The organism is Streptomyces sp. LE64 (assembly GCF_052606915.1).
In genome coordinates this window covers 4,423,829-4,448,623 of sequence record NZ_CP199708.1, presented here as the reverse complement: position 1 = coordinate 4,448,623, position 24,795 = coordinate 4,423,829, and the positions used below count along the sequence as shown (strand labels likewise).

Annotated in this window: 17 protein-coding genes and 1 pseudogene; 11 read left to right on the top strand and 7 right to left on the bottom strand. The window is 72.3% G+C overall.

All coding sequences use genetic code 11. From position 1 onward, the window contains the following. Positions 1–11 precede the first annotated feature (11 nt). The 5 genes from ACSMX9_RS20125 to ACSMX9_RS20105 all read right to left on the bottom strand — a co-directional run bounded on the left by ACSMX9_RS20125 (position 12) and on the right by ACSMX9_RS20105 (position 8,863). On the bottom strand, positions 12–956 hold the full coding sequence (locus tag ACSMX9_RS20125) for an ABC transporter permease (RefSeq protein ID WP_351240841.1): 945 nt from the start codon (positions 954–956) through the stop codon (positions 12–14). Then, complete coding sequence (locus ACSMX9_RS20120; protein ID WP_351240839.1) at positions 949–1,881, bottom strand: ABC transporter permease; 933 nt, start codon at positions 1,879–1,881, stop codon at positions 949–951. Before ACSMX9_RS20120 ends, ACSMX9_RS20125 begins: the two co-directional genes overlap by 8 nt. A 153-nt stretch (positions 1,882–2,034) precedes the next feature. After that, positions 2,035–3,651, bottom strand: a complete 1,617-nt coding sequence (locus ACSMX9_RS20115) for a peptide ABC transporter substrate-binding protein (protein ID WP_445395758.1) — start codon at positions 3,649–3,651, stop codon at positions 2,035–2,037. Positions 3,652–4,304: 653 nt separating this feature from the next. Further along, positions 4,305–6,212, bottom strand: a complete 1,908-nt coding sequence (typA, locus tag ACSMX9_RS20110; protein ID WP_445395756.1) for a translational GTPase TypA — start codon at positions 6,210–6,212, stop codon at positions 4,305–4,307. A 338-nt stretch (positions 6,213–6,550) separates the two neighbouring features. Continuing rightward, positions 6,551–8,863 carry an ABC transporter family substrate-binding protein gene (locus tag ACSMX9_RS20105; protein ID WP_445395754.1) on the bottom strand — a complete coding sequence of 771 codons (2,313 nt, stop codon included), beginning with the start codon at positions 8,861–8,863 and terminating at the stop codon, positions 6,551–6,553. Between the two features lie 494 nt (positions 8,864–9,357). Between ACSMX9_RS20105 and ACSMX9_RS20100 the strand changes: the two genes are divergently transcribed. The 5 genes from ACSMX9_RS20100 (at position 9,358) to ACSMX9_RS20080 (ending at position 14,580) form a co-directional block, all read left to right on the top strand. After that, positions 9,358–9,702 (top strand): hypothetical protein, encoded by a 345-nt coding sequence (locus ACSMX9_RS20100; protein ID WP_445403040.1) that lies wholly within the window; start codon positions 9,358–9,360, stop codon positions 9,700–9,702. Between the two features lie 60 nt (positions 9,703–9,762). Next, on the top strand, positions 9,763–10,584 hold the full coding sequence (locus ACSMX9_RS20095; protein ID WP_445395752.1) for a hypothetical protein: 822 nt from the start codon (positions 9,763–9,765) through the stop codon (positions 10,582–10,584). Next, on the top strand, positions 10,584–12,515 hold the full coding sequence (locus ACSMX9_RS20090; protein ID WP_445395750.1) for a fumarate reductase/succinate dehydrogenase flavoprotein subunit: 1,932 nt from the start codon (positions 10,584–10,586) through the stop codon (positions 12,513–12,515). Before ACSMX9_RS20095 ends, ACSMX9_RS20090 begins: the two co-directional genes overlap by 1 nt. Beyond that, positions 12,512–13,297: a succinate dehydrogenase/fumarate reductase iron-sulfur subunit gene (locus ACSMX9_RS20085; protein ID WP_445395748.1), complete on the top strand. Its 786-nt coding sequence runs from the start codon at positions 12,512–12,514 to the stop codon at positions 13,295–13,297. The genes ACSMX9_RS20090 and ACSMX9_RS20085 overlap by 4 nt, the downstream gene beginning before the upstream one ends. Before the next feature lie 170 nt (positions 13,298–13,467). After that, a complete protein-coding gene (locus tag ACSMX9_RS20080) occupies positions 13,468–14,580 on the top strand; it encodes a LacI family DNA-binding transcriptional regulator (RefSeq protein ID WP_445395746.1) in 1,113 nt (370 codons plus the stop codon). Between the two features lie 12 nt (positions 14,581–14,592). Here ACSMX9_RS20080 and ACSMX9_RS20075 read toward each other — a convergent pair whose 3' ends face one another. After that, the gene (locus ACSMX9_RS20075; RefSeq protein ID WP_445395744.1) at positions 14,593–15,630 is read right to left on the bottom strand and encodes an acetylxylan esterase; all 1,038 of its coding nucleotides are present in this window, start codon (positions 15,628–15,630) and stop codon (positions 14,593–14,595) included. Positions 15,631–16,031: 401 nt separating this feature from the next. On the opposite strand from ACSMX9_RS20075, the gene ACSMX9_RS20070 reads away from it, so the two are divergent. The 5 genes from ACSMX9_RS20070 to ACSMX9_RS20050 all read left to right on the top strand — a co-directional run bounded on the left by ACSMX9_RS20070 (position 16,032) and on the right by ACSMX9_RS20050 (position 21,994). Beyond that, positions 16,032–17,276: a sugar ABC transporter substrate-binding protein gene (locus tag ACSMX9_RS20070; protein WP_445403039.1), complete on the top strand. Its 1,245-nt coding sequence runs from the start codon at positions 16,032–16,034 to the stop codon at positions 17,274–17,276. Positions 17,277–17,281: 5 nt separating this feature from the next. Beyond that, entirely contained in the window at positions 17,282–18,262 is a 981-nt protein-coding gene (locus tag ACSMX9_RS20065) for a carbohydrate ABC transporter permease (RefSeq protein WP_445395742.1), read from the top strand. Further along, entirely contained in the window at positions 18,259–19,143 is an 885-nt protein-coding gene (locus ACSMX9_RS20060; protein ID WP_351240801.1) for a carbohydrate ABC transporter permease, read from the top strand. Before ACSMX9_RS20065 ends, ACSMX9_RS20060 begins: the two co-directional genes overlap by 4 nt. A gap of 44 nt (positions 19,144–19,187) precedes the next feature. Next, positions 19,188–20,384, top strand: a complete 1,197-nt coding sequence (locus ACSMX9_RS20055; protein WP_445395740.1) for a glycoside hydrolase family 1 protein — start codon at positions 19,188–19,190, stop codon at positions 20,382–20,384. Between the two features lie 173 nt (positions 20,385–20,557). Further along, positions 20,558–21,994 (top strand): glucoamylase family protein, encoded by a 1,437-nt coding sequence (locus ACSMX9_RS20050; RefSeq protein ID WP_445403038.1) that lies wholly within the window; start codon positions 20,558–20,560, stop codon positions 21,992–21,994. A 61-nt stretch (positions 21,995–22,055) separates the two neighbouring features. On the opposite strand, the pseudogene ACSMX9_RS20045 reads toward ACSMX9_RS20050, so the two are convergent. Next, positions 22,056–22,254, bottom strand: a pseudogene (locus ACSMX9_RS20045) (hypothetical protein); the annotation flags it as partial. Positions 22,255–22,690: 436 nt separating this feature from the next. Here ACSMX9_RS20045 and ACSMX9_RS20040 point away from each other — a divergent pair. Beyond that, positions 22,691–24,775 carry a TPM domain-containing protein gene (locus ACSMX9_RS20040; protein ID WP_445395738.1) on the top strand — a complete coding sequence of 695 codons (2,085 nt, stop codon included), beginning with the start codon at positions 22,691–22,693 and terminating at the stop codon, positions 24,773–24,775. Positions 24,776–24,795 lie beyond the last annotated feature (20 nt).

Below are 24,795 nucleotides of genomic sequence, written 5' to 3'. Positions count from 1 at the left end.
GTACGCCTCCCTCAGCGCGTCTTCGGGTCGAGGGCGTTGCGGACGGCCTCGCCGAGCATGATGAACGACAGCACCGTGATGCTGAGCATGAGCGACGGGTACAGCAGGAGGTGCTGTGCCACGCGGATCTGGTCTCCGGCCGCCGAGATGTCGTTGCCCCAGGAGACTCCGGCCAGGCCGAGTCCCAGGTACGACAGCGTCGCCTCCGCGGAGATGTAGACGCCCAGCGAGATCGTCGCCACGACGATCACGGGGGCCACGGCGTTGGGCAGGATGTGGCGGAAGAGGATCCGCCGGGTGCCCGCGCCGAGCGCCTTGGCCGCCTGGACGTAGTCCGACTGCTTGATCGTGATCACCGAGCCGCGCATGACGCGCGCGGTCTGGGTCCAGCCGAGGAACGCCAGGGCGCCGATGACGATCACGATGGTGCGGTCCGTGAAGGAGTTCAGGACGACCATCGCGCCGAGCAGGAACGGGATGCCGAAGAAGATGTCGGTGATCCGCGACAGGATCGCGTCGATCACCCCGCCGAAGTAGCCGGCCAGCATGCCCATCAGACCGCCGACCAGGGTCACCACCACGGTGGTGCCGAGTCCGACGAGCACCGAGGCGCGCGTGCCGTGGATGGCGCGGGCGTAGACGCTGCGGCCCTGAGCGTCGTAACCCAGCCACTCCGGGGAGAAGACCTTGCCGAGCTCGGGCTTCTGGAGGAAGTGGTTCTGGAGGTCGCCGACCGTGGGGCTTGCGCTGGTGAACCACCCCGGGAAGGCGGTGATCGCCAGCAGCAGCAGGATCATCAGCGAGGAGGCGATGAAGATCGGTCGGCGCCGCAGGTCCTGCCAGGCGTCGCCCCAGAGGCTGCGCGCCTTCTCCGACTTCGGCTCCGGAGCCGGGTCCGGCTGCGGCACCGTGCTCTCGGCGGCCGCGTCGGCCGCCGTCTTGGTCAGGTCAGGCATAGCGAATCCTCGGGTCCAGGACCGCGTAGAGCAGGTCGACGATCAGGCTGGCGGCGAGGTAGACGAGGACCAGGATGGTCACCAGGCCGACCAGGGTCGTGCCCTCGCGGCGCTGGATGGACTCGAAGATGGTGCCGCCGACGCCCTGGATGTTGAAGAGGCCCTCGGTGACGACCGCGCCGCCCATCAGGGCGCCGATGTCGGTGCCGAGGAAGGTGACCACGGGGATCAGCGAGTTGCGCATCAGGTGCACCCCGACCACCCGGCGCTTGGGCAGGCCCTTGGCCACCGCGGTGCGGATGTAGTCGGCGCGCAGGTTCTCCGCGATGGAGGTGCGCGTGAGGCGTCCCACGTAGGCGAGGGAGAGCGCGGCCAACACGCAGGCGGGCATGAAGAGTTCGCCGAGGTTCGTGGAGTCGGTGACGTTGGGTTCCAGCCAGCCGAGTTGGAAGGCGAACACCGTCTTGAAGATGAAGCCGAGCACGAACGCCGGGACCGAGATCAGCAGCAGCGTGAACACCAGGATCAGGGTGTCGGCGGCCTTGCCGGCCCGCAGGCCCGCGGCGATGCCGAGGCCGATGCCGAGGACGACCTCGATGGCGAACGCGACGAGCGCCAGGCGCACCGTCACGGGGAACGCCTCGCCCAGGATGTCGGTCACCGGACGGCCGCTGGCGATCTGCGTGCCGAAGTCGAAGTGAAGGACCATGTCCTTCATGTAGTTGAAGTACTGGACCATGATCGGTTGGTCCAGCCCGTACTCCTTCCTCAGGGCGGCGATCGTGGCCTCGTTGCCGCCCTTGTCGCCGAACAGCCCTCGCACGGGGTCACCGGGCAGGGCGTAGACCATGAGGAAGATCAGCAGGGTCGTCCCGATGAACACCGGGATCATCTGGAGCAGTCGTCGTGCGACATAACGCCCCATCGTGCCTCCATGTCAGTCACAGCGGCAGCCGTACGGGCCCTTCCCCCGCGAACCTGCTGGAGTTCGCGGGGAAAGGGCCCCCCGACCGCGCGTCCGTCCCGGCGGGACCGGCCCTGCTCGGGCCGGTCCCTGGGGTTACGGGCTGTTTGCGATTTACTTCTTGACCTGGACGCCCGTCAGGACGGGGTCGCCCTTCTGGTTGTACGCGACACCGGTGACGTTCTCCGAGTAGCCCGCGTTGACCTTGTAGTACCAGAGCGGGATGCTCGGCATGTACTCGGGGAGCTTCTTCTCCAGCTCCTGGTACAGCTTGGTCGACTCCTCCAGCGTCTTGGCGCCGTCGGCCTCCTTGATCAGGCGGTCGATCTCCTTGTTGGAGAAGCCGCTCTGGTTGCCGGAGGAGGTGGTGCCGAAGAGGTCCCGGATGAAGTTGGCGTTCATCGGGAAGTCCAGGTTCCAGCCACTGCGGTACAGGGACTTGACCTCCTCGGCCTCACGGGCCTTGAGGTCGGCCTGGAAGTCGGGCTTGGAGTCGGTGGTGCACTTCACGCCGGTGGCGTTGGTGATCGAGTTGCAGACCGCCTCGACCCACTGCTTGTGGCCGCCGTCGGCGTTGAACTGGATGACGACCGCGTTGCCGGGAACGCCGCCGCCCTCCTTGATGAGCGCCTTGGCCTTCGCCGGGTCGTACTTCACGACGTCGCCGGCCGCGTTGGGCTGGTAGCCGAGCACGCCCTGGGCGACCCAGCCGGTGGCGGGCTCACGGGTGTCGCGGAGGACCGTCTTGGTGATGGTCTCGCGGTCGATCGCCATCGACAGGCCCTGGACGACCTTGGGGTCGATGTCCTTGAACTGCTTGGTGTAGAACGCCGGCGCGATGGTCTGGATCGCCGAGTTGGCGCTGTCGACCGCACGGTCACCGAGGTCCTGCTTGTAGACCGGCAGGTCCTTCGGGGCGATCTGACGCAGGACGTCGACGTTGCCCGACTTCAGGTCCTCGTAGGCCGTCTCCAGGTTGGTGTAGTTCTTGAAGAGCACACCACCGTTCTTGGCCTTGTCCTCGCCCTGGTAGTCGTCGTTGCGGGCGACCTCGATCTGCTTCTTGTGCTGCCAGCTGACGAACTTGTAGGGGCCGTTGCCGACCGGCTTCTGGCCCGCGGCGGCCGGGTCCGCGTAGAAGGACTCGGGCAGCGGCGAGAAGACCTCGTAGCCCAGCTTGTACACGTAGTACGGGAGCGGGGTGGTGAGCTTGATGGTGAAGGAGGTCTCGTCGACCACCTTCAGGCCCGTCATCTCCTTGGCCTTCGAGGTCGAGACCTTGTCGTAGCCCTCGATGTCCGCGAACCAGGAACCGTTGGTCTGCTTGTTCTTCGGGTCCGCGGCCCAGTTCCACGCCTTGACGTAGGAGTCGGCGGTGACGGGGGTGCCGTCGTGGAACTTCCAGCCGGCCTTGAGCTTGACCGTGTAGGTCTTGTTGTCCTTGGTCTCCACCGACTCGGCGTTGACCATCTTGATGTTGCCCTTGGCGTCGTAGTTCACGAGCTGCGAGAACAGCGCGCGGGTCACGATGCTGCCGTTGGACTCCATGGTGTTGGCCGGCTGGAGCGGGTTCTCCGGCTCGCCCACCTCGACGGAGAACTTGCCGTTCGGGTCGATGGCGCCGCTCTTGTCGCCGCCCTTGTCTCCGCTCTCGCCGCCGCCACAGGCGGTAGCACCCAGCGCCACAACCGCTGCTATGGCGACCCACTTGGCGCTCTTGGCACCGCGCATGGGTTCCTCCTCATGAGTCCACTTGTTCACTGCGAAAGGGGGCACCTCCAACCACGCCGACACCCCTGACGGCGATGATCGTGTGCCCCAGTGTGCTCGTGAGTCGGCGCTCCCCACAGCGCATGACCCATTGACCCGAGCTCTACGCGGTCAACTATTAGCCATGGGGTCCGGCCCGACCACACCCTTTTGGTCTCGGTTAGATCACACCTGATGGCTACTTCTCCCAAAATCCGGACAAACCGATCCGATATAGATGGCCGCGAAACGGACGTGTTACATATCTATCGGTCAATCCTGTCCGCATTTCGGACAGCATCGGGGGGAAAGTCAGTTGCGTGATCGGGCCGCGCGTGACATAGCCAACAGTCGCCCTTCGGGCCGGGCATGGGGTCGCGGTCCCCGCGCGTAGAACCGTACCCCGCCCGCCCTTCGGCACACACGCCGACTCGACTCCGGTCCGGAATCCGACCCTTTCCGTCGGCAACTCCGTCCGGTTCCGCGGGCGTTGGGGCGACCAGGGTGTCCCCGGCGCCCACTGCGGTGCTGACCGGCGGGTCAGCAGGCCGTCACCCACAGCAAACCGGCCCCCGTCGCGTGCGACGGGGGCCGGTCCGGTTCCGCCGGGCCCGTCCCGGGCCCGGCGGGGTGGCTCAGGAGTGCTTCGCCCGGCTGGCGGCGCGGGCGCGCTCCCGTGCGTCCAGGTTGACCTTGCGGATGCGCACCGCCTCCGGGGTCACCTCCACGCACTCGTCGTCGCGGCAGAACTCCAGGGACTGCTCCAGGGAGAGCTTGCGCGGCGGGACGATCGACTCGGACACGTCGGCCGTGGACGACCGCATGTTGGTGAGCTTCTTCTCCTTGGTGATGTTGACGTCCATGTCGTCGGCACGGGAGTTCTCGCCGACGATCATGCCCTCGTACACCTCGGTGCCGGGCTCGACGAACAGCACGCCGCGCTCCTGGAGGTTGGTCATCGCGAAGGCGGTCACCGCACCGGAGCGGTCCGCGACCAGCGAACCGTTGTTGCGGGTCTTCAGCTCGCCGAACCAGGGCTCGTGGCCCTCGTGGATGGAGTGGGCGATGCCGGTGCCGCGGGTGTTGGTCAGGAACTCGGTGCGGAAGCCGATGAGGCCGCGGGAGGGCACGATGAACTCCATGCGGACCCAGCCCGAGCCGTGGTTGGACATGTTGTCCATCCGGCCCTTGCGGGTGCCCATGAGCTGCGTGACCGCGCCCATGTGCTCCTCGGGCACGTCGATGGTGATGCGCTCGATCGGCTCGTGGACCTTGCCGTCGACCTCCTTGGTGACGACCTGCGGCTTGCCGATCGTCAGCTCGAAGCCCTCCCGGCGCATGGTCTCCACCAGGATCGCCAGCGCCAACTCGCCGCGGCCCTGCACCTCCCAGGCGTCCGGACGCTCGGTGGGCAGCACCCGGAGGCTGACGTTGCCGATCAGCTCGCGCTCCAGGCGGTCCTTGACCAGCCGGGCGGTGACCTTGCGGTCCTTGACCGAGGAGGTGGACGCGCCCTTGCCGGTCGCGCCCCGGCCGACCAGCGGCGAGGTGTTGGTGCCGATGGTCATCGAGATCGCGGGCTCGTCCACCGTGATCAGCGGCAGCGCCACCGGGTTCTCCGGGTCGGCCAGGGTCTCGCCGATCATGATCTCCGGGATGCCCGCGACCGCGCAGATGTCGCCGGGGCCGGCCACCTCCGCGGGCTTGCGGGTCAGCGCCTCGGTCATCAGCAGCTCGCTGATGCGGACGTTGGAGACCGAACCGTCGCGCTTGATCCAGGCGACCGTCTGGCCCTTGCGCAGCTCGCCCTGGGCGACGCGCAGCAGGGCGATGCGGCCCAGGAAGTTGTCCGCGTCCAGGTTGGTGACGTGGGCCTGGAGCGGGGCGCCCTCCTCGAACGAGGGCGCCGGCACGGTCTGCAGGAGGGTGGAGAAGAACGGTTCCAGGCTGGTGCTGTCCGAGGGGACCGTGCCGTTCTCCGGCTTGGTCAGCGAGGCGATGCCGTCCCGGGCGCAGGCGTAGACGATCGGGAACTCGATCTGGTCCTCGTCGGCGTCGAGGTCGAGGAAGAGGTCGTACGTCTCGTTGACGACCTCGTCGATGCGCGAGTCGGGCCGGTCCGTCTTGTTGATGCACAGGATCACCGGCAGCCGGGCGCTGAGCGCCTTGCGCAGCACGAACCGGGTCTGCGGGAGGGGGCCCTCGGACGCGTCGACCAGCAGGACGACCGCGTCGACCATCGACAGGCCGCGCTCGACCTCGCCACCGAAGTCGGCGTGGCCGGGGGTGTCGATGATGTTGATGGTGATCGGCTCGCCGCCGTCCTTGGGGTGGTACTTCACCGCCGTGTTCTTGGCGAGGATCGTGATGCCCTTCTCACGCTCCAGGTCGTTCGAGTCCATGACGCGGTCGTCGACCTGCTGGTGAGCGGCGAACGCGCCCGCCTGCTTCAGCATGGCGTCGACCAGGGTGGTCTTGCCGTGGTCGACGTGGGCGACGATGGCGACGTTGCGGATGTCGTGACGCGTAGAGGTCACAGCCATAGTGCGGCGCTTCTCCCGGGGTGAGTGGACGGCTGCGCGTACGACTGTTGTACGGCGCCCTGCCGGGCTTGACACGCCACGGCCATACCCCATCGTACGTGGCTCCGCGGGGGGCGGCCTCCGCGGAGTGCGTGGGGGACGGGGCCGCCCGCCCCGCGGAGCGGGGAAGCGGATCTGGGGGTAATCCGCTGGCACAGGGGGTTACCACCGGCGATCCGGGAGCATCCGGGGCCAATGGGATGGTCAGACAGTGCAGGTCGCGCCCGGGGGACGGCAAGGGATTTGAGGATCATCTGAGGTTCCGGGCCGGCCGGGTCACCGGCCCGGAACCACCGGCGTCAGGGCTGCCGGGTCGGACCGGCCGGCGGCTTGGCGAAGCCGATGTCCTCGAAGCGCGGGGTCTCGAAGCCGAAGGCACCGACGTTGACCAGGTTGCGGCGGGCGGCGACCAGTTCGGGGCGCTGGTAGAGGGGGATGGAGCCGGCGGCGGCCCAGATCCGGGCGTCCGTCTGGCGGATCAGCTCCCGGGCCTCCTTCTCGTTCAGCTCGGCGGCCGCCCGGTCGAACATCTGGTCGATCTGGTCGGTGCCCACCCGGGTGTAGTTCTGCTCCACGTTGAGCGTGCCGTCGGCCGCCGGCACGGGCTTGGCGTAGACGGGACGGGCGTCGGTGGCGGGGTAGGCGGTGGCCGGCCAGGAGTAGAGGGCGAGGTCGTAGCCGCCGGCGGCCACGTGGTCGCGGAAGTAGCTGTCGTCCGCGACCTTGGTGGTCTCGGTGCGGATGCCGATGCCCTCCAGCATCCGGGAGATCCGTTCGCCGACCGTCCGCAGCGCCTCCGACCCCGGTCCGGACGGCAGCACGAACCGCAGGGCCAGCGGCTTGCCGTCCTTGGCGAGCGGCGCGGCCGCCGGGCCGGCCGCCGAGGTGGCCCCGGGGGCGGGGGCGCCCGGCGCGGCAGTGCCCTTCGGGGCGTACGCCCCGGGCGCTCCGCCCTGCCCCACCTGCTGGCGACGCGCCTGGTCACCGCCCTCCTCCGCGGTGAGCGCGATCCGCTCGGCCTGCCGCTCCACCGCGGACCACGGGTGCGCGACCGCGCCGGAGACCGCGGCGAGGACCGTGCTCACCGTCCCGGGGGCCCTCAGGGACCCCGTCGCCCCGGGGGCGCGGTCACCGGGCTTCTGGTCGTCCCGGCCGACGATGTACGTTCCGTCGTCGTCCTTCCCCGCGTCGGCGTCCGCCTCCTTCTCCTTCGCGGCGTCCTTGGCGTCCTGTTCGTCCCCGGTGCCCTTGGGCGCGGCGCCCGGCACCCAGCCCGCGTCGGCCAGCAGGGCCCGGGCCTCGGCGGCGTCCTGCTCGCCGAGCGCCCCGCTGTTGTCGGCGTACGCGTCCTGACCGGCGAGCGCCAGGTGGCTGCCGACCGGCTCGGCGGGGAGCCCGAGCGGGGTCAGCACCACCGACGCCAGTTCCTGCCGGTCCAGGGCGCGGGCCACCGCCCGGCGCACCCGCTCGTCGGCGAGGGGGCCGGTCGACCCGTTCAGGGCGAGTTGGGTGTACGCGGGCTCCAGCGACTTGCGGACCACGAAGTCGCGCAGGCCCGCCTGCTCGTCGGCGTACTTCTCGACGGCCTTGCGGGCCTTGGCCCGGGCGAGTTGCTCCGCCTCCGCGGCCTCCTCGTCGTCGCCGTGGGCGATGGCCCAGGAGCGCAGTGCCTGGCCGGGGCCGGTCGCCGCGCCCGGCCCGTGGGCCAGCGGCCCCGAGCCTCCCCGGTCCCGTTCGGCGAGGCCGATGCGGCGGGTGTCACCGGGGGCGACCTCGGCGAGGTCCACGGTGCCGGCGGCGAGGGCGGCGGACCGCTTCTCGCGCGGCACGGCCCTCAGCACGACGGCGTCGAGCTTCGCCGGCCGCCCCCACCAGCGGGCGCTGCGCCGCAGGGTGACCTCGCCCGCCTTCTCGTCGACGCGGTCCACGGCGAACGGGCCCGCGGAGACCTTCAGCTTGCCGCGGGCTCCGTCGTTGAAGCCGTCCGGCGACCCCATGACGTCCTTCGGGTACAGCGGGGAGAACAGGGAGCGCCAGTCGGCGTAGCGCTCGGCGAAGGTGACCCGGACCTCCAGGTTGTTCGCCCCGCGTTCGATCTTCCCGATGCGCTCGTACCCGGCGTTGCGGGCGGTCCAGTAGGCGCTGTCCTTGCCGGACAGGGCGCGCCACTGGGCCACGAAGTCGTCTGCGCCGATCTCCCGGCCGTCGCTCCACACGGCCTGCTGGTTCAGCTTGTACAGGACGACCTGCTGGGGGGCGGTGGCCACGACCCGGGCGGACTCCAGGTAGTCGGCGTTGCGGGCGGGGCGGCCCCGGTCGTCCAGCCGGAACATCGAGGGCAGGGTCGCCTGGGCCACCTTGGCTGTGGCGGGGCCGGCGTCGGCCTGGAAGGCGTTGAGGGTCTCCGGGAAGGCGTCGACCGCCCAGGTGAGGGTGCCGCCGTCCGCCACCCGGGCGCGCTCGGCCGCCGCGACGTCCTGCGCCGCGGCGGGGGCGGGGCCGTGCTCCTCGTCCGATCCGCACGCCGTCAGCACCGGGAGCGCGAGGGCGCCCGCGGTCAGGAAGGCGACCGAGCGCAGGACCGTGCGCAGTCTGGGGCCGTCGTGGGACATCCGTGTACCTCCGGGGTCGCCCGCCCCGGAGGGCCGGGCCTCGCGGAGGGGGTCGGTGTGATCACGTGCGGTGATATGTGTGGTGATCTGATCTACGGCCCCACGGAACCCGACCCGTACCGGGTCCCGGATGCGACACGGCGACGGGGGCCGTGAACCTCACCCGGCTGGCCGTCCGACCCTCGCGGGGCGCGCGGGGAGGACCGAGGGGTGCGCCGGCGCCGCCGGCGGCCGGTGCGGGGCGGCCGGGCGACCTCCGCTCCCGGTTGACCGGAAGTGATCCGGTCAACGACCGCCCGGACGGGCCACGACCGGGCGACGCTCCGCCCCGGCCGTCACCTGCGCATGTGAGGCCCCTCTCACCCCACGCCCACCACGACTACCGGCCAGTGTCAAGAAAGCGCGACCGGCGTCTTCCCAACTCTCGATGTGACACGGAACACTCACTGGCGCACGGACGTTGCCGCCCGCTCCTTCGAAAGCGAGGGCAAGCCCTGTCTCACCACGACGAGTTGACCGCCGTACGACATCGCATCGACGACCTCACCCGCACCGTGGACCGGCTCGTCGAGCACGTCGGGCACGACGTGAGGGAGATCCGACGGCTCCGTACCGACCTGGCTCAACTGCACCAGAGCGTGGACCTCCTGCACGGGAGGACCGCGTCGGGCGAGGAACCGCGCACCCCGCGGGGTGCGCACCCGAGCCCCGCCCCCCGGCACCAACCGGCCCCCCGGCCGGACGAGGTCGTATGGGTTCCCGACACCCCGTACGACAGCTCCCTGTGGACGGATGCGGACGACGAGGGACTCGGCGCGCTGCACCGTCACGCCCCCTGAGTCGCCCCCGCGGCCGGGGGGACCCGACCCCGGCCCGAGTCCCGACCGAGTGGAGTCCCGTTGGCCCCTGGCACCCGACCCCCCGCCCCGCCCGGCGGCGTCCGCACGTCCGACCGCGCCGCCATCGACGCCCCCCACCTGCGCACCGACCGCTGGTGGCTCCCGTCCGCGGCGACCGCGGCCGGGCTGCTCGCCTTCATCGTCTACTCGACGTGGCGGGCGTTCGCGAACACCGACTACTACGCCGCCCCCTACGTCTCCCCGTTCTACTCCCCCTGTCTGGCCGAGAACTGCGCCCCCATGCGCGGCGGGCCCAACTGGGAGCTGGTGGGCGGCTGGTGGGGCCTCTCCCCCGCACTGATCGTGCTCGTCTTCCCGTTGGGCTTCCGGCTCACCTGCTACTACTACCGCAAGGCGTACTACCGGGGCTTCTGGGCCTCGCCGCCCGCCTGCGCGGTGGCCGAGCCGCACCGCAAGTACACCGGGGAGAGCCGCTTCCCCCTGGTCCTCCAGAACCTGCACCGCTACTTCTTCTACGCGGCGCTGCTGGTGGCGGTCCTGCTCACCTGGGACACGGTGCTCACCTTCCGGAACGCGGAGTACGCCTGGGGCCACATGGGTCTCGGCAGCCTCGTCTTCCTCGTCAACATCGTGTTGATCTGGGCGTACACCCTCTCCTGCCACTCCTGCCGCCACGTCGTGGGCGGACGGCTCAAGCACTTCTCCCGCCACCCCGTCCGCTACCGGCTGTGGGGCTGGGTCGGCAAGCTCAACGCGCGCCACATGCAGCTCGCCTGGGCGTCCCTGCTGAGCGTGGGACTCGCCGACTTCTACGTGTATCTCCTGGCCAGCGGCGCGTTCGACGATCCGAGGTTCTTCTGATGGTGGAACGACAGCAGTGGGACGTCGTCGTGGTCGGTGCCGGCGGCGCCGGGCTGCGGGCGGCGATCGAGTCCGCCGCCCAGGGCCTGCGCACCGCGGTGATCTGCAAGTCCCTGTTCGGCAAGGCGCACACCGTGATGGCCGAGGGCGGCATCGCCGCGGCGATGGGCAACGTCAACGCGGGCGACGGCTGGCGGGTCCACTTCCGCGACACCATGCGCGGCGGCAAGTTCCTCAACCAGTGGCGGATGGCCGAGCTGCACGCCCGCGAGGCGCCCGAGCGGGTGTGGGAGCTGGAGACCTGGGGCGCCCTCTTCGACCGCACCGGCGACGGCCGCATCTCGCAGCGGAACTTCGGCGGCCACGAGTACCCGCGCCTGGCGCACGTCGGCGACCGCACCGGGCTGGAGCTGATCCGCACCCTCCAGCAGAAGGTGGTCTCCCTCCAGCAGGAGGCGGCGAAGGAGTCCGGCGACCACGAGGGCACCCTGAAGGTCTTCCAGGAGTGCACGGCCACCCGCATCCTCAAGGCCCCGGACGGGCGGGTGGCGGGCGTGTTCTGCTACGAACGCGAGACCGGCCGCTTCTTCGTCGTCGAGGCCCCCGCGGTGGTCCTCGCCACCGGCGGCATCGGCAAGTCCTTCAAGGTGACCTCCAACTCCTGGGAGTACACCGGCGACGGGCACGCGCTGGCGCTGCTGGCCGGGGCGCCGCTGCTGAACATGGAGTTCGTGCAGTTCCACCCGACCGGCATGGTCTGGCCGCCCTCGGTGAAGGGCATCCTGGTCACCGAGTCGGTCCGCGGCGACGGCGGGGTGCTGCGCAACGCACGCGGCGAACGGTTCATGTTCGACTACGTGCCCGAGGTCTTCAAGGACAAGTACGCCCGCACCGAGGAGGAGGCGGACGGCTGGTACGAGGACCCCGACCACCACCGCCGCCCCCCGGAGCTGCTCCCCCGCGACGAGGTCGCCCGGGCGATCAACTCCGAGGTCAAGGCCGGTCGCGGCTCCCCGCACGGCGGGGTGTTCCTCGACGTGTCCACCCGGATGTCCCCGGAGGTGATCAAACGTCGACTGCCCTCCATGTACCACCAGTTCAAGGAACTCGCGGACGTGGACATCACCGCCGAGGCCATGGAGGTCGGGCCCACCTGCCACTACGTGATGGGCGGGGTCGCCGTCGACTCGGACACCGCCGCGGCCCGCGGGGTGCCCGGGCTGTTCGCCGCGGGCGAGGTCGCCGGCGGGATGCACGGCTCCAACCGGCTCGGCGGCAACTCGCTCTCCGACCTGCTGGTGTTCGGCCGCCGGGCCGGGCTGCACGCGGCCCGGTACGCGGCCGGGCTGGCCGAGGAGGACCGCCCGGTCCCCTCCGCGGAGGCGGTCGACCGGGCCGGTGCGGAGGCGCTGCGCCCCTTCGGCGCCGTCCCCGAGGACGGGTCCCGCCCCGGGGCGGTCCCGGAGAACCCGTACGCCCTGCACCAGGAGCTCCAGCAGACGATGAACGACCTGGTGGGCATCATCCGGCGGGAGGGCGAGATGGCCGAGGCCCTGGAACGCCTCGCCGCGCTGCGGCGGCGTGCCGGGCAGGTCGCCGTCGAGGGGCACCGGCAGTTCAACCCGGGCTGGCACCTCGCCCTCGACCTGCGGAACATGCTGCTGGTCAGCGAGTGCGTGGCCCGGGCGGCGCTGGAGCGCACGGAGAGCCGCGGCGGCCACACCCGCGAGGACCGGCCGGAGATGGACCGGGCCTGGCGCCGGGTGAACCTGCTCTGCGCGCTGGCCCCGGCGCCCGAGGACGGGGACCCGGGCGCCCCCGGGATCGCCCTCACCCGGGTCGAGACCGAGCCCGTCCGCTCCGACCTACTGGCCCTCTTCGACAAGGAGGAGCTGGTCAAGTACCTCGCCGAAGAGGAGTTGTACGAGTGACGACCTCCGCATCCACCAGCTACGAGGCGCACTTCCGGATCTGGCGCGGGGACGCCGGGGGCGGTGCGCTGGGCGACTTCCGGGTGGAGGTGAACGAGGGGGAGGTGGTCCTCGACGTCATCCACCGGCTCCAGGCCACCCAGGCGCCCGACCTCGCGGTGCGCTGGAACTGCAAGGCCGGCAAGTGCGGTTCGTGCAGCGCGGAGATCAACGGGCGGCCCCGGTTGCTGTGCATGACCCGGATGTCGGTCTTCGACCCCGCCGAGACCGTCACGGTGACCCCGCTCCGCGCCTTCCCCGTGGTCCGCGACCTGGTGACCGACGTGGGCTTCAACTACGTCAAGGCCCGCGAGGTCCCGGCCTTCGTCCCCCCGCCGGACCTCGCACCCGGCGAGTACCGGATGCAGCAGGAGGACGTGGACCGCTCGCAGGAGTTCCGCAAGTGCATCGAGTGCTTCCTGTGCCAGGACACCTGCCACGTGGTGCGGGACCACGAGGAGAACAAGACGGCCTTCGCGGGCCCCCGGTTCCTGATGCGGGTCGCCGAACTCGACATGCACCCGCTGGACGACGCCGCCGCCTCGGGCCTCGACCGCAAGGCCACCGCCCAGGACGAGCACGGGCTCGGGTACTGCAACATCACCAAGTGCTGCACCGAGGTCTGCCCGGAGGGCATCCGCATCACCGACAACGCGCTGATCCCGCTGAAGGAACGCGTCGCCGACCGGAAGTACGACCCGTTGGTCTGGCTCGGCGACAAGATCCGCCGCCGGGGGCGCTGAACCTCCTCCGTCCCGCGCCGTCGTGCCCCCGCGCACGGCGGCGCGGGCGGTACCGTCTTGCCCCCGCCGTGCTCCGCGACCTACTGTGAATGCGCTTTCATTCCGTTGCCGTGGGCGTGCGCGCACCCGGCGGGCGGACACGGTCAACGAACAGGCAGGCGGTCGGTCGGGTGAGCACAGCCCCCACGGTGTACGACGTCGCGGAGCGGTCCGGGGTGTCCATCGCGACGGTGTCGCGGGTGTACCGCACCCCCGACTCCGTACGGCAGCAGACGCGCGACCGGGTGCTCGCCGCCGCACGGGAGCTGGGTTACGTGCCCAGCGGCAGTGCGCGGGGGTTGGCCAGCCGCTCCACGGGCGTGCTGGGCCTGTGCTTCCCTGACTACTCGGACCCCGAGGCGGAGCACGAGGCGGACGAGTCCGACGAGGACGACGCCGCCATGCTGTACTCCGACCAGATCATCCGGGGCATGGAACGGGCGGCCCGCCGCCACGGGTACGCCCTGCTGATCGCGGCCTCGCTGAAGGGCGGCCCGGAGAGCTGGGTGGCCAAGGTCGCCGGGCGGGTGGACGGCTTCGCGGTGCTGGCGCGCACGGTGCCCACCGAGGACCTGGAGGTCATCTCCCGGCGGTTGCCGGTGGTGATGCTGGCCGGGCCCCGGGAGTCCGAGCAGTTGGACCACCTCGACCACGTGGAGGCGGCCAACGAGGACGGCGAGCGGGCGCTCGCCCGGCACCTCGTGGTGGACCACGGGCTGACCCGGCTCGCGTTCGTCGGCACCGCCGAGGACTCCCCGGACGCCGCGGCCCGCTTCCGCGGCTACCGTGCCGCGTGCGCCGAGGCCGGCCTCCCGGTGCCCGACGCGCCCGATCTGCGGGCGCCGATGATGACCCGTGCGGAGGGCGCCCGGGCCGCGGACGCCCTGGTGGACCGGGCGGCGGCGGCCGGCGAGCCGCCCCCGCAGGGGCTGCTGTTCGCCAACGACCAGATGGCCGTGGGAGCCCTGCACGCCCTGGAGCGCCGGGGGCTGCGGGTGCCCGCCGACATCACGGTGGTCGGCTTCGACGGCATCGCGCTCAGCCGGCTGGTGCGGCCCGCGCTCACCACCGTCCGCCAGCCGATGCGACGGATGGGCGAGGTCGCGGTGGAACTGCTGGTGCGCCGGTTGGGCGGCGGCAACGGCGCCGAGCGGATGCCGGACGTGCCCGAACTGGTGCCCGGCGAGCCGGTCTCGCTGGTGCTTCCGGTGTCGGTGGCCCGCCGGGCGAGCTGCGGCTGTTAGGCCCTCCCCCGCTCACGTCCCCAGCCAGCGGGCGAAGAACCGCCGCCCGAGGGCGTCCAACGACGCCCGCTCGGCCCGCTCGCCCCGGTGCGTGAAGTGCCCGGCCGTCAGCACCCGGGTGGTGCGCGGCCCGGCCAGTGCGTTGCGCACCGCGAACTGCCCGGGCGGCGGTACCGCCGGGTCGAACAGCGCGGGGGCGACCAGGGTCGGGGTGCGCAGTCGGGTGGCCGCGGTCGCCGCGTCGTAGTGGGCCAGCACCTCGGTCACCTCCGGGTGCCGGGCGTGGTGCGCGCGCACCGCCTCGCCGCTGCCGGTGCAGCGCAGGGTGAGCCGCAGCGGGTGGTGGCCGAAGGTGGGGACGGTGAGCCGGGCGGCCCCGAAGCGGTCGTCCCAGGGCAGGGCCAGCGCCCCGAGGCCGCCGCCGAGGCTCTCGCCCGCGTAGCCGAGCCGGGCCGCCCCGGGGGCGGCCAGTTCGGGGACCAGTCGCAGCAGCGCGGAGGCGGCGCACCACAGGTCGTCGACGCAGCCCCCGATCACGTAGCCGTCCCGGTCGTCGATGCCGTGCAGTACGTGGGCGTCGGCGGTGTCGGGCACTCCGGGGCGGCGACCCCGCTCGCCCATTCCCCGGACGCAGGGCAGCAGGGCCGCGGCGTCCGGCAGGGGCAGCGGCAGGTCGGGGGCCGCGGAGCCCCGGCCCCCGTAGCCGTGCCCGATCACGAAGCCGTAGCGGGCCGGGCGGCCGTCGACGGGCAGCGCCAGCCAGCCGCCGGTGCGCACGCCCCCGGTGGAGGCGTACGTCACCGGGTGGAGCCGGACGCCGCCGCGCTCCCCCTCGGCGGGGCCCACCACCGGGTCGGGGTCGACGGCGCGGGCCGCCGCGTACCGGGCGCGCCAGAAGGCGTCGAAGCCCTCGGGTCCCGGGGGCGGTGCGACGGCGAGCAGCCGGGTCGGGGCGTAGCCGTGGGCGGGGTCGAAGGGGAACGGGTGCGCCAGGTCCGGCGCACGGTCCGGCGGGGCCGGGACGGCGGGGGCGGGGTGCGTCGGGGGCATGCCGGGGAGCGTAGGCGCCGTGGCCCGGGCCGGCGGAGCGGCGTACGCCACATTCCCTTTCCTCGCGCAAACAACCGTTCTAGCCTGCAAGGTGCACTTATCAACCGTTTTACCCCCAACCCCACACCCCCCACCATGCGACATTCACGCCCGAGCGGTCGCGTCCGCGACCGCTCCGCCCGCCCTCCGCAGCGCGCCGACACCGTTACCGGAGTGTGATCTCCAACCCTCTTGCACATTGCGGAACGACTGCCGCAAAGTGATGTATGCGCTTACAGACAGCGCATACATCCGGGCGGGCGTTCCGGGTACCCGAAGACGATCAGGGGTCTTGCGGGGTGAACGGCAGTACACGGCCGGAACGCCAGCAGGGCCCGGAAGAGCTCAAGGAGGAGCCGTCCATGCACCGCGCCGCCAGAACCGCCACGGTCGCCGTCGCCCTCGCGACGGCGTTCGGAATCACCGCTTGCGGGAGTTCGGGGGGCGGCGGCGTCGCCGCCGACGAGAAGCAGACCCTCACCGTGTGGGCCATGGGTGCCGAGGGCGAGAAGCTCGGCGCCGTCGCCGAGGAGTACACCAAGGCGAACCCGAACGTGACCGTGAAGGTCACCCCGGTCGGCTGGGACGTCGCCCACCAGAAGCTGGTCTCGGCCGCCGCCGCCGGCAACCTCCCGGACATCGCGCAGATGGGCGGGACCTACATGGGCGAGTTCGCCGAGCTGGGCGCGCTGGAGCCGGTCGACACCGAGGTCTTCGACGAGAAGGACTTCTTCCCGGCGGCCTGGGAACAGGGCATCGTGGACGGCACCGCGTACGGGGTTCCCTGGTACGTCGACACCCGGGTGCTCTACTACCGCACCGACCTCGCCGAGCAGGCCGGCATCGACAAGGCGCCCGCCACCTGGGCCGAACTCCGCGAGGCCGCCGCCGCCTACCAGGACGGGGCGGGCACCAAGTGGGGCCTGTCGATCCAGCCGAGCGGCCTGGACACGGTGCAGAGCTTCTATCCGTTCCTGTACTCCGCCGGTGGCGAGATCGTCGACGGCGACGGCAAGGCGGCCATCGGCAGCCCCGCCGCGGTCAAGGCGTTCGAGGAGTACGGGAAGTACTTCGCCGAGGGCCTGGCCAAGAAGAGCGTCACGCCGGGCTACGACGTGACCAAGGACTTCAACACCGGCGACGTGCCGATGTTCTTCTCCGGCCCGTGGATCATGTCGATCCTCAAGGACCAGTACCCGGACCTGGACGGCAAGTGGGCCGTCGCCAAGGTGCCCACCGGTGAGCAGTCCGTGTCCATGGCCGGCGGATCCAGCCTGGTGATCTCCAAGGACAGCGACCACAAGGCCGCCGCCAAGGAGTTCATCAGCCACCTCACCGACACCAAGGGCCAGGCCGACTGGTACGAGCGCACCAGCGACCTGCCCGCCGCCACCGCCGCCTGGGAATCCGGCGAGCTGGCGACGGACCCGAACCTCCAGGTCTTCCGCGAGCAGATGGAGACCGCGAAGAACACGCCGACGCTCGCCCAGTGGTCGGAGATCACCTCCAAGGTCGACCGCGCCGTCGAGTCGGTCACCCAGGGCAAGGCGTCCGCCGAGGAGGCCGCGAAGAAGGCGCAGTCCGAGGTCGAAAGCCTCCTGAGGTAGTCGCGATGAGCACCACGACCCCGCCGGGCGCGCCGGCCCGCCCGGCGCGCCGCCCCGCGGAGGAGGACGGCAGGAACGAGGGGCGCGACAAGCGCCGCGGGCCGCGCCTGGGCCGGCAGAACCTCGCCGGGTGGTTGTTCTCCACCCCGTTCCTGGTGCTGTTCGCGGTCTTCATGGCCTTCCCGATCCTGGCGACGCTCCTCATGAGCTTCACCGACTTCGGGCTGCGCGACGTCACCAACCCGCTGGAAGCCGACTTCGTCGGGTTCGAGAACTACGTCAAGCTGTTCAACGACGAGAAGTTCCTCACCTCCCTCTTCAACACGGCCTACTTCGTCGTCGTCGGCGTGCCCCTGACCATCGGCCTCGGGCTGCTGGTCGCGGTGCTCCTCAACAATGGCATCGACCGCGCCCGCACCTTCTTCCGGGTCGGCTTCTACGCCCCCGTGGTGACCTCCATCGTGGCCGTCGCCGTGGTGTGGCGGTTCGTCCTCGACCCGTCCGACGGACTGATCGCCGGGCTCGCCGCCGAAGTGGGGCTCACCGCCCCGGACTTCCTCGGGGACGAGAACCTCGCGATGCCCTCGCTGATCCTCATGGCGGTGTGGCGGAACATGGGCACGGTCATGGTGCTGTTCATCGCCGGACTCCAGGCCATCCCCACCGAGGTGCGGGAGGCCGCCCGGCTGGACGGCGCGGGCACCTGGGGCGAGTTCCGGCACGTCACCGTGCCCCTGCTGCGCCCGACCATGCTGTACGCCACGGTGATCACCACCATCGGCTACCTCAACGTCTTCGAGGAGCCGTTCGTGATGACCCAGGGCGGCCCCTCGGACAGCACCCTCACCGTCTCGCTGAACATGTACCGCGAGGGCTTCAACTTCTTCCACATGGGCTATGCGAGCGCGATGGCGTACGTCCTCTTCGTGGTGATCATGGGCATCACCGTGCTCCAGCTCAGACTGCTGAAGGACAACACGAAATGAGCACCGTGAAGCCCGCCCCCGCCCCGACCGAGGTCCCGGGTCCCGGCCGGTCCGCCGGCTCCCGACTGCGCAAGCCGCTGCTGTACGTGCTGGTCTCCCTCGGCCTGCTGGTCATGGCGGCGCCCTTCCTGTGGATGGCGCTGTCCGCCTTCAAGACCGACCGGGAGCTCACCGCCTCGCCGCCGGTGTGGATCCCGACCGAGTGGACCCTCGGGCACTTCGAACGGCTGCTGGACCGGCTGGACCTGCCGCGCTACTTCCTCAACTCGGTGATCGTGGCCACCCTGGTCACCGTCTCCAACCTGGTCTTCTGCTCGATGCTGGGCTACGCGCTCGCCAAGCTCCGGTTCGCCGGCCGCAACAAGGTCTTCGGGCTGGTCCTGGGCGCGCTGATGGTGCCCGGCAACCTGATGCTGCTGCCGCTGTTCGTGCTGATGAGCAAGTTGCAGCTGATCGACTCCTACGCCGGGCTGGTGCTGCCGTTCGCGGCGGGCGCCTTCGGGGTGTTCCTCATGCGGCAGTTCATGCAGTCGATCCCGGACGAGCTGTTGGAAGCGGCCCGGATGGACGGCGCCGGCGAGTGGTTCATCTTCTGGCGGATCGTGATGCCGCTGGTCAAGCCGGCCCTCGCGACGCTGACGATCTTCACCTTCCTCGGTTCCTGGAACAACTTCGTCTGGCCGCTGATCGCGACCAACGACCCCGACAAGTACACGCTCCCGGTGGCACTGGCCACCTTCGCCACCGACCCCAACCAGTCGGCGGGCTCCAACGGGATGCTGATGGCCGGCTCCTTCCTGATCGTGCTGCCGGTGCTGCTGGTCTTCGCGGTGCTGCAACGCCACTTCACCCAGGGCATCGCCACCGCCGGCATGAAGTAGCGCCCCACCTCCGTTCCCCCCTCACCCACCAGAGAGACACGACGATGACGCACGCCCCGACCCCGTTCCCCGAAGGCTTCCTCTGGGGGGCCTCCACCGCCGCCCACCAGATCGAGGGCAACAACACCAACAGCGACTGGTGGCGCAAGGAGCACAGCGGCACCTCCCACGTCCAAGAGCCCAGCCTCGACGCGGCCGACAGCTACCACCGCTGGCCCGAGGACATGGACCTGCTCGCGGAACTCGGCTTCACCGACTACCGCTTCAGCATCGAGTGGGCCCGGATCGAGCCGGCCCGCGGCCACTTCTCCCGCGCCGAACTCGCCCACTACCGCCGCATGGTGGACGGCGCCCTGGCCCGCGGACTGCGCCCGATGGTCACCCTGCACCACTTCACCGTGCCGCAGTGGTTCGAGGACCTCGGCGGCTGGACCGCCGAAGGGGCCGTGGAGCTCTTCACCCGCTACGTCGAGGCCACCGCGCCCGTCATCGCCGAGGGGGTGGAGTACGTCTGCACCATCAACGAGCCGAACATGATCGCCGTGATGGCCGGGGCCGCCAAGGCCGGGAACGTCGGCTTCCCGCCCGCCGGCCTGCCGACGCCCGACGAGGAGACCACCCGCGCGATCGTCGAGGTCCACCACGCCGCGGTGCGGGCCGTGCGGGGCATCAACCCGGACATCAAGGTGGGGTGGACCGTCGCCAACCAGGTCTACCAGGCGCTGCCCGGGGCCGAGGAGGTCACCGCCGCCTACCGCCACCCCCGCGAGGACGTCTTCATCGAGGCCGCCCGCGGGGACGACTGGATCGGCGTCCAGTCCTACACCCGGACCAGGATCGGCCCCGAAGGTCCGATCCCGGCACCGGCGGACGCCGAGCGCACCCTCACCCAGTGGGAGTACTACCCGGCCGCGGTCGGCCACGCGCTGCGGCACACCGCCGAGGTGGTCGGCGACGTCCCGCTGATCGTCACCGAGAACGGCATCGCCACCGATGACGACGAGCGGCGCCTGGCCTACCTCCGGGGCGCCCTGGCGGAGGTCGCCGCGGCCCTGCACGACGGCCTCGACATCCGCGGCTACCTGCACTGGAGCGCCCTGGACAACTACGAGTGGGGCTCCTTCGCGCCCACCTTCGGGCTGATCTCCTACGACCCCGTCACCTTCGAACGGACCGCCAAGCCGTCCGCCGTCTGGCTCGGCGCCCTGGGCCGCACCCGGGAACTGCCCGGCGGGGAGTGAGCCCGCGCGGGTCGTCCCGGGACGACCCGCGCCCCCGAACGACGCCGCCGGCCCCGTCACAGCCCCGCCCCGGGCCGGCGGCGTCCCCCACCGCACCGATCAACGACGCGCCACCGCACGACTCCACACCGTCGCCTTCCTCCAGGAGCCGGACCCGCATGGACCGCATCCGCTTGGACCGTCGATCGTTCCTCACCGCTGCCGGGACCGGGGCCGCCGCCCTCACCCTGGCCGGCGCTCCCGCCGCGAACGCGGCCGCCCCGGTCGCCGCCCCGCACCGTCCCCCCTCCCCTCCGCCCGCCGCCACCGCCCCGACGCTGCACCGCTGGTTCCGCGACACCTTCCGCTCGATCGAGGTCATGACGACCGACTTCGGCCTCACCGCGGACAAGGTCGACCTCAGCGGCCCCGGCCGGCCCGTGCCGTCCCGGCAGACCTCCCCCACCAACATCGGGTGCGGGCTGTGGTCCACCGTCGCCGCCGCCGGACTCGGCGTCATCAGCCGGGGCGCCATGCACCGCTCGCTCGCCCGCACCGTCGCCGCCGTCGAGGAACTGGAGCGGCACCACGGCTTCTGGCTCAACTGGTACGACGCCTACGACGGTTCGACCTTGGAGCGCTGGCCCGAAACCGGCGAGGAGGTCCGCCCCTTCCTCTCCTCCGTCGACAACGCCTGGCTGGTCGCGGGGCTGCGCATCGCGGCCGACGCCGACCCCGCGCTGCGCCGCCGCATCACCCGCGTCCTCGCCGCCGCCGACTGGTCGTTCTTCCACACCCCCTACGACCCGACCGATCCCGCGGCCCGCCCGGGACAGCTGCGCGGCGGCTACTGGACCGACACCGGCGAGCCGACCGGCCACCACTACGGCGCCCTCAACACCGAACCGCGGATGGCGAGTTACCTCGGCATCGCGGACGGCTCGCTGCCCCCGCAGCACTACTGGTGCCTGTACCGCACGATGCTGCCCGAGTGGGAGCAGGAGCAGACCCCGGGCGGTGCGTACGTGCAGGTCGACGGCGTCCGGGTGTGGAACGGCCACTACCTGCACCGGGGCCGCAAGGTGGTCCCCAGTTGGGGCGGCTCGATGTTCGAGGCGCTGATGGTGCCGCTGTTCGTCCCCGAGCCCGAGTGGTCCCCGCACGCCTGGGGCCCGAGCCACCGGCGGTACGTGCGCGGCCAGATCGAGCACGGGCTGGTGGAGGAGGGGTACGGCTACTGGGGCTTCTCCCCGTCCAACGTGCCCAGCGGCGGCTACCGCGAGTACGGCGTGGACGCGCTCGGCATGCAGACCGAGGGGTACCGCTCGGACGGGGTGGTCACCCCGCACGCCTCCTTCCTCGCCCTGCCCCAGGCCCGGGACGAGGCGCTGGCCAACCTCACCGCGCTCGCCCGGGACTTCGGCGCCTACCACGAGGGCTACGGCTTCCGGGATTCGGTGGACGTGCGCACCGGACGGGTCAGCGACTTCGTCCTCGCCCTGGACCAGGGCATGATCGCCGCGGCGCTGGCCCAGGAGCTGCGCCCCGGGCTGCTCCAACGGCCGTTCCGCACCGGTGGCTTCGCCACCCGGGTCAAGCCCCTGCTGGCCCGGGAGCGGTTCAGCATCTGAGCCGACCCCGACCCCGCGGGGTGCGCACCGGCCCCCTTCCGGTGCGCATCCCGCGGCCCGCTCAGGGCGACCAGCCCGCCCGGTAGGCGGCCCGGTCCCCCGTCCCGGGCGGCGAAGTCGACGTGGAGGGCGAGCCCGAAGCGCTCGCGGTCCCGGTCCGTGCGGGACAGCCCGAGCCGGGTGCCCCGGACCGCCGCGGCCACCGTCTCGGCGGACCCCCGGTGCCCGGGGTCGTCGGCCCGGAAGAACGGCACCCCCAGTGCAGGGGCTCCAGGTCGTAGTGGACGCCGTCGAAGCCGGCGTCCAGGACCTGCCGGGTGGACCGCACGATCCGGTCGCGGGTCCGCGGCAGCTCCAGCCGCACGTTCACCTGCGTAGGCGATCCGCAGGGCGGCGCCCGCGGTCAACACGGGCACCAGGACGAGCAGGGCCAGCGCCAGGGCCAGGCGCTTCGGCCACGTCGACCGGGGGCCACCGCCGGCCCGCCCACCGTCGCCCGCCCCTACGGTCCCGGTCATGGCCTCCCCCGTCCCCCGTGTCCGAAGGCCGCCCGGTCCCCCGGGCCGGTCCCGCGATCGGTGCCGAGCATCCCTTCCGTGCCGCCCGGACCCGAGCGGATTCGGCCGGGCGCCCGGCGCCGCCCCGCCGGGCCCGGAGTCGCGGCGCCCGTCTCCTCCCCCTACGCTCCGGAATGTGATGTCGCCCAGGAGTCGGTGCCCGCGGGGTCCGGGTGCGGGGCCGGCCCGGAGGGCGGCGCACCCGGCCGTCCCGGCGTGGGCACTGGCCCTGGTGGCGGCGGGCGGCATCGGGCTGGTCCTGGTCACCGGGGTGACGGCCCGCGCGGACGACCCGGTCCCGCTCTCCCGCACCGGGCGGATCACCGACACCGTGGGTGCCCTCGACGCCCGACGCCCCCAGGTCGTCGCGGCGTTGGACCGGCTCGACCGCGAGCAGGGCCTGGGCCTGCACGTGGTCTACGTGCGCGACTTCTCCGGCCGGTCCCCCACGGACTGGGCCGAGGCCACCGCGGAGCGCGGCGGGCTCGGGCCGAAGGAGCTCCTCCTCGCCGTGGCCACCCACGACCGCCGGTACGCGTACGCGGTGGACCGGGGTGTCCCGCTCGACGGCGCCCAGCTCGCCGCGGTGGCCCGCACCGCGGTCGAGCCGGCGCTGCGGGCCGGCGACTGGGCGGGGACGGCGATCGGCGCCGCCGACGGCATGGCCGCGGTGCTGGCCGGCCGGCCGGTGCCCACCCGGTCGCCCGTCCCGGGCGAGCCCGACCCCGGTGCGCTCGTCGGCCCCGGCACCGGTGCCGGGGACTTCGTCCTGCCGGTGGTCGCGGTGGGAGCCGCCGGCGCGGTCGCGGTGTACGCGGTCGCCCGCAAGCGCCGCCGGGCCACCGCGGCACGAGCCGCCGCGCCCGCGGGTCGTCCTCCGGGCGCGCCGGGGCCCGCCCCGCTGCCCGAGTGGGACGCCCGGGCCCGGCGGCTGCTGGTGACCACGGACGACGCGGTGCGCACCAGCGCCGAGGAGTTGGGGTACGCGACCGCCCAGTGCGGCGAGGCGGCCACCCGGCCGTTCAGAGAGGCGTGGGAGTACGCCCGGGCCGAGCTGACCGCCGCGTTCCGGCTGCGCCGTCGGCTCGACGACGCCTCCCCGAAGGACGAGGACGCCGAGCGGCGGATGCTGGACGAGATCGTGGCGCGCTGCACCGCGGCGAACCGGCGCCTGGACGCGGAGTCCGCGGCCTTCGACCGGCTGCGTTCCCTGGAGCGGTCCGCGCCGCGGGCGCTGGAGCACGCCGACGCCGTGTACCGGCGGGTGGACGAGCGGACGACGGCCGCGCACCGCGCCCGGGAACGGCTCGCCGCCGCGTACGCCCCGGCCGCCTCGCTGCCGGTGGCCGGCCACGTCGAGCAGGCCCGGGACCGGCTGGCGTTCGCGGCCGGGTGCCTGACCGCGGCCCGGGAGGCGGAAGCCGCCGGGGACGGCGAGCGGGCCGCGGTCCGGTTGCGGCTCGCGGAGGGGGCGCTGGAGCAGGCCGGCACCTTCGCGGCCTCGGTGGAGCGGCTCGCCGGGGAGCTCGCCGCGGCCGACCGGGCCCTGCCGGCGGCCCTCTCCGGCGCCGGGGCGGACCTCGCCGAGGCCCGCGGAATCCTCGACGGCACCACCCCGGACGGGCCCTCGGCCGCGCTGCGGGGTCCGGCCGCCCGGGCGGAGGCGGTGCTGGGCGAGGTGCGGGCGCAGCGGGCGGCGGGGCCGTACGACCCGATCGGTGCCCTGCGCCGGCTGACGGCGGCGGACGGGGCGTTGGACGAGGTGTTGGCGGGGGTCCGGGAGCGGGCGGCGGCGGAGGTCCGGGCCCGTTCGTTGCTCGGTCAGGCGCTGCTCGCGGGCCGGAGCGCGGTCGGCGCGGCGGCGGACTACGTCACCACGCACCGGGGAGCGGTCGGCAGCGCGGCGCGCACCCGGCTGGCCGAGGCCGAGCGCCGCCTCGACCGCGCGGAGCGGGGGGACGGCGGCACGGCGGCGGCGCTCGCCGACGCGCTGCGGGCGGACGCCCTGGCGCGGGAGGCCCGGCGGTCGGCCGCGCTCGACGTGCGTGCGCACGGGAACCCGTACGGTGCCCGCCCGGGCGGCGAAGGGGCGGGCACGGGTGGTGCGGTGCTCGGCGGGATCGTCCTGGTCGGAGCCTCCGGCAGCCGGGCGGCGGGACGTCAGGGCCCGGGCGGCTTCGGCGGCGGTGCCACCCGGCGGCGCCGCGGCGGCGGACGGTTCTGAACGCCCGGTCCGGGGGCGGC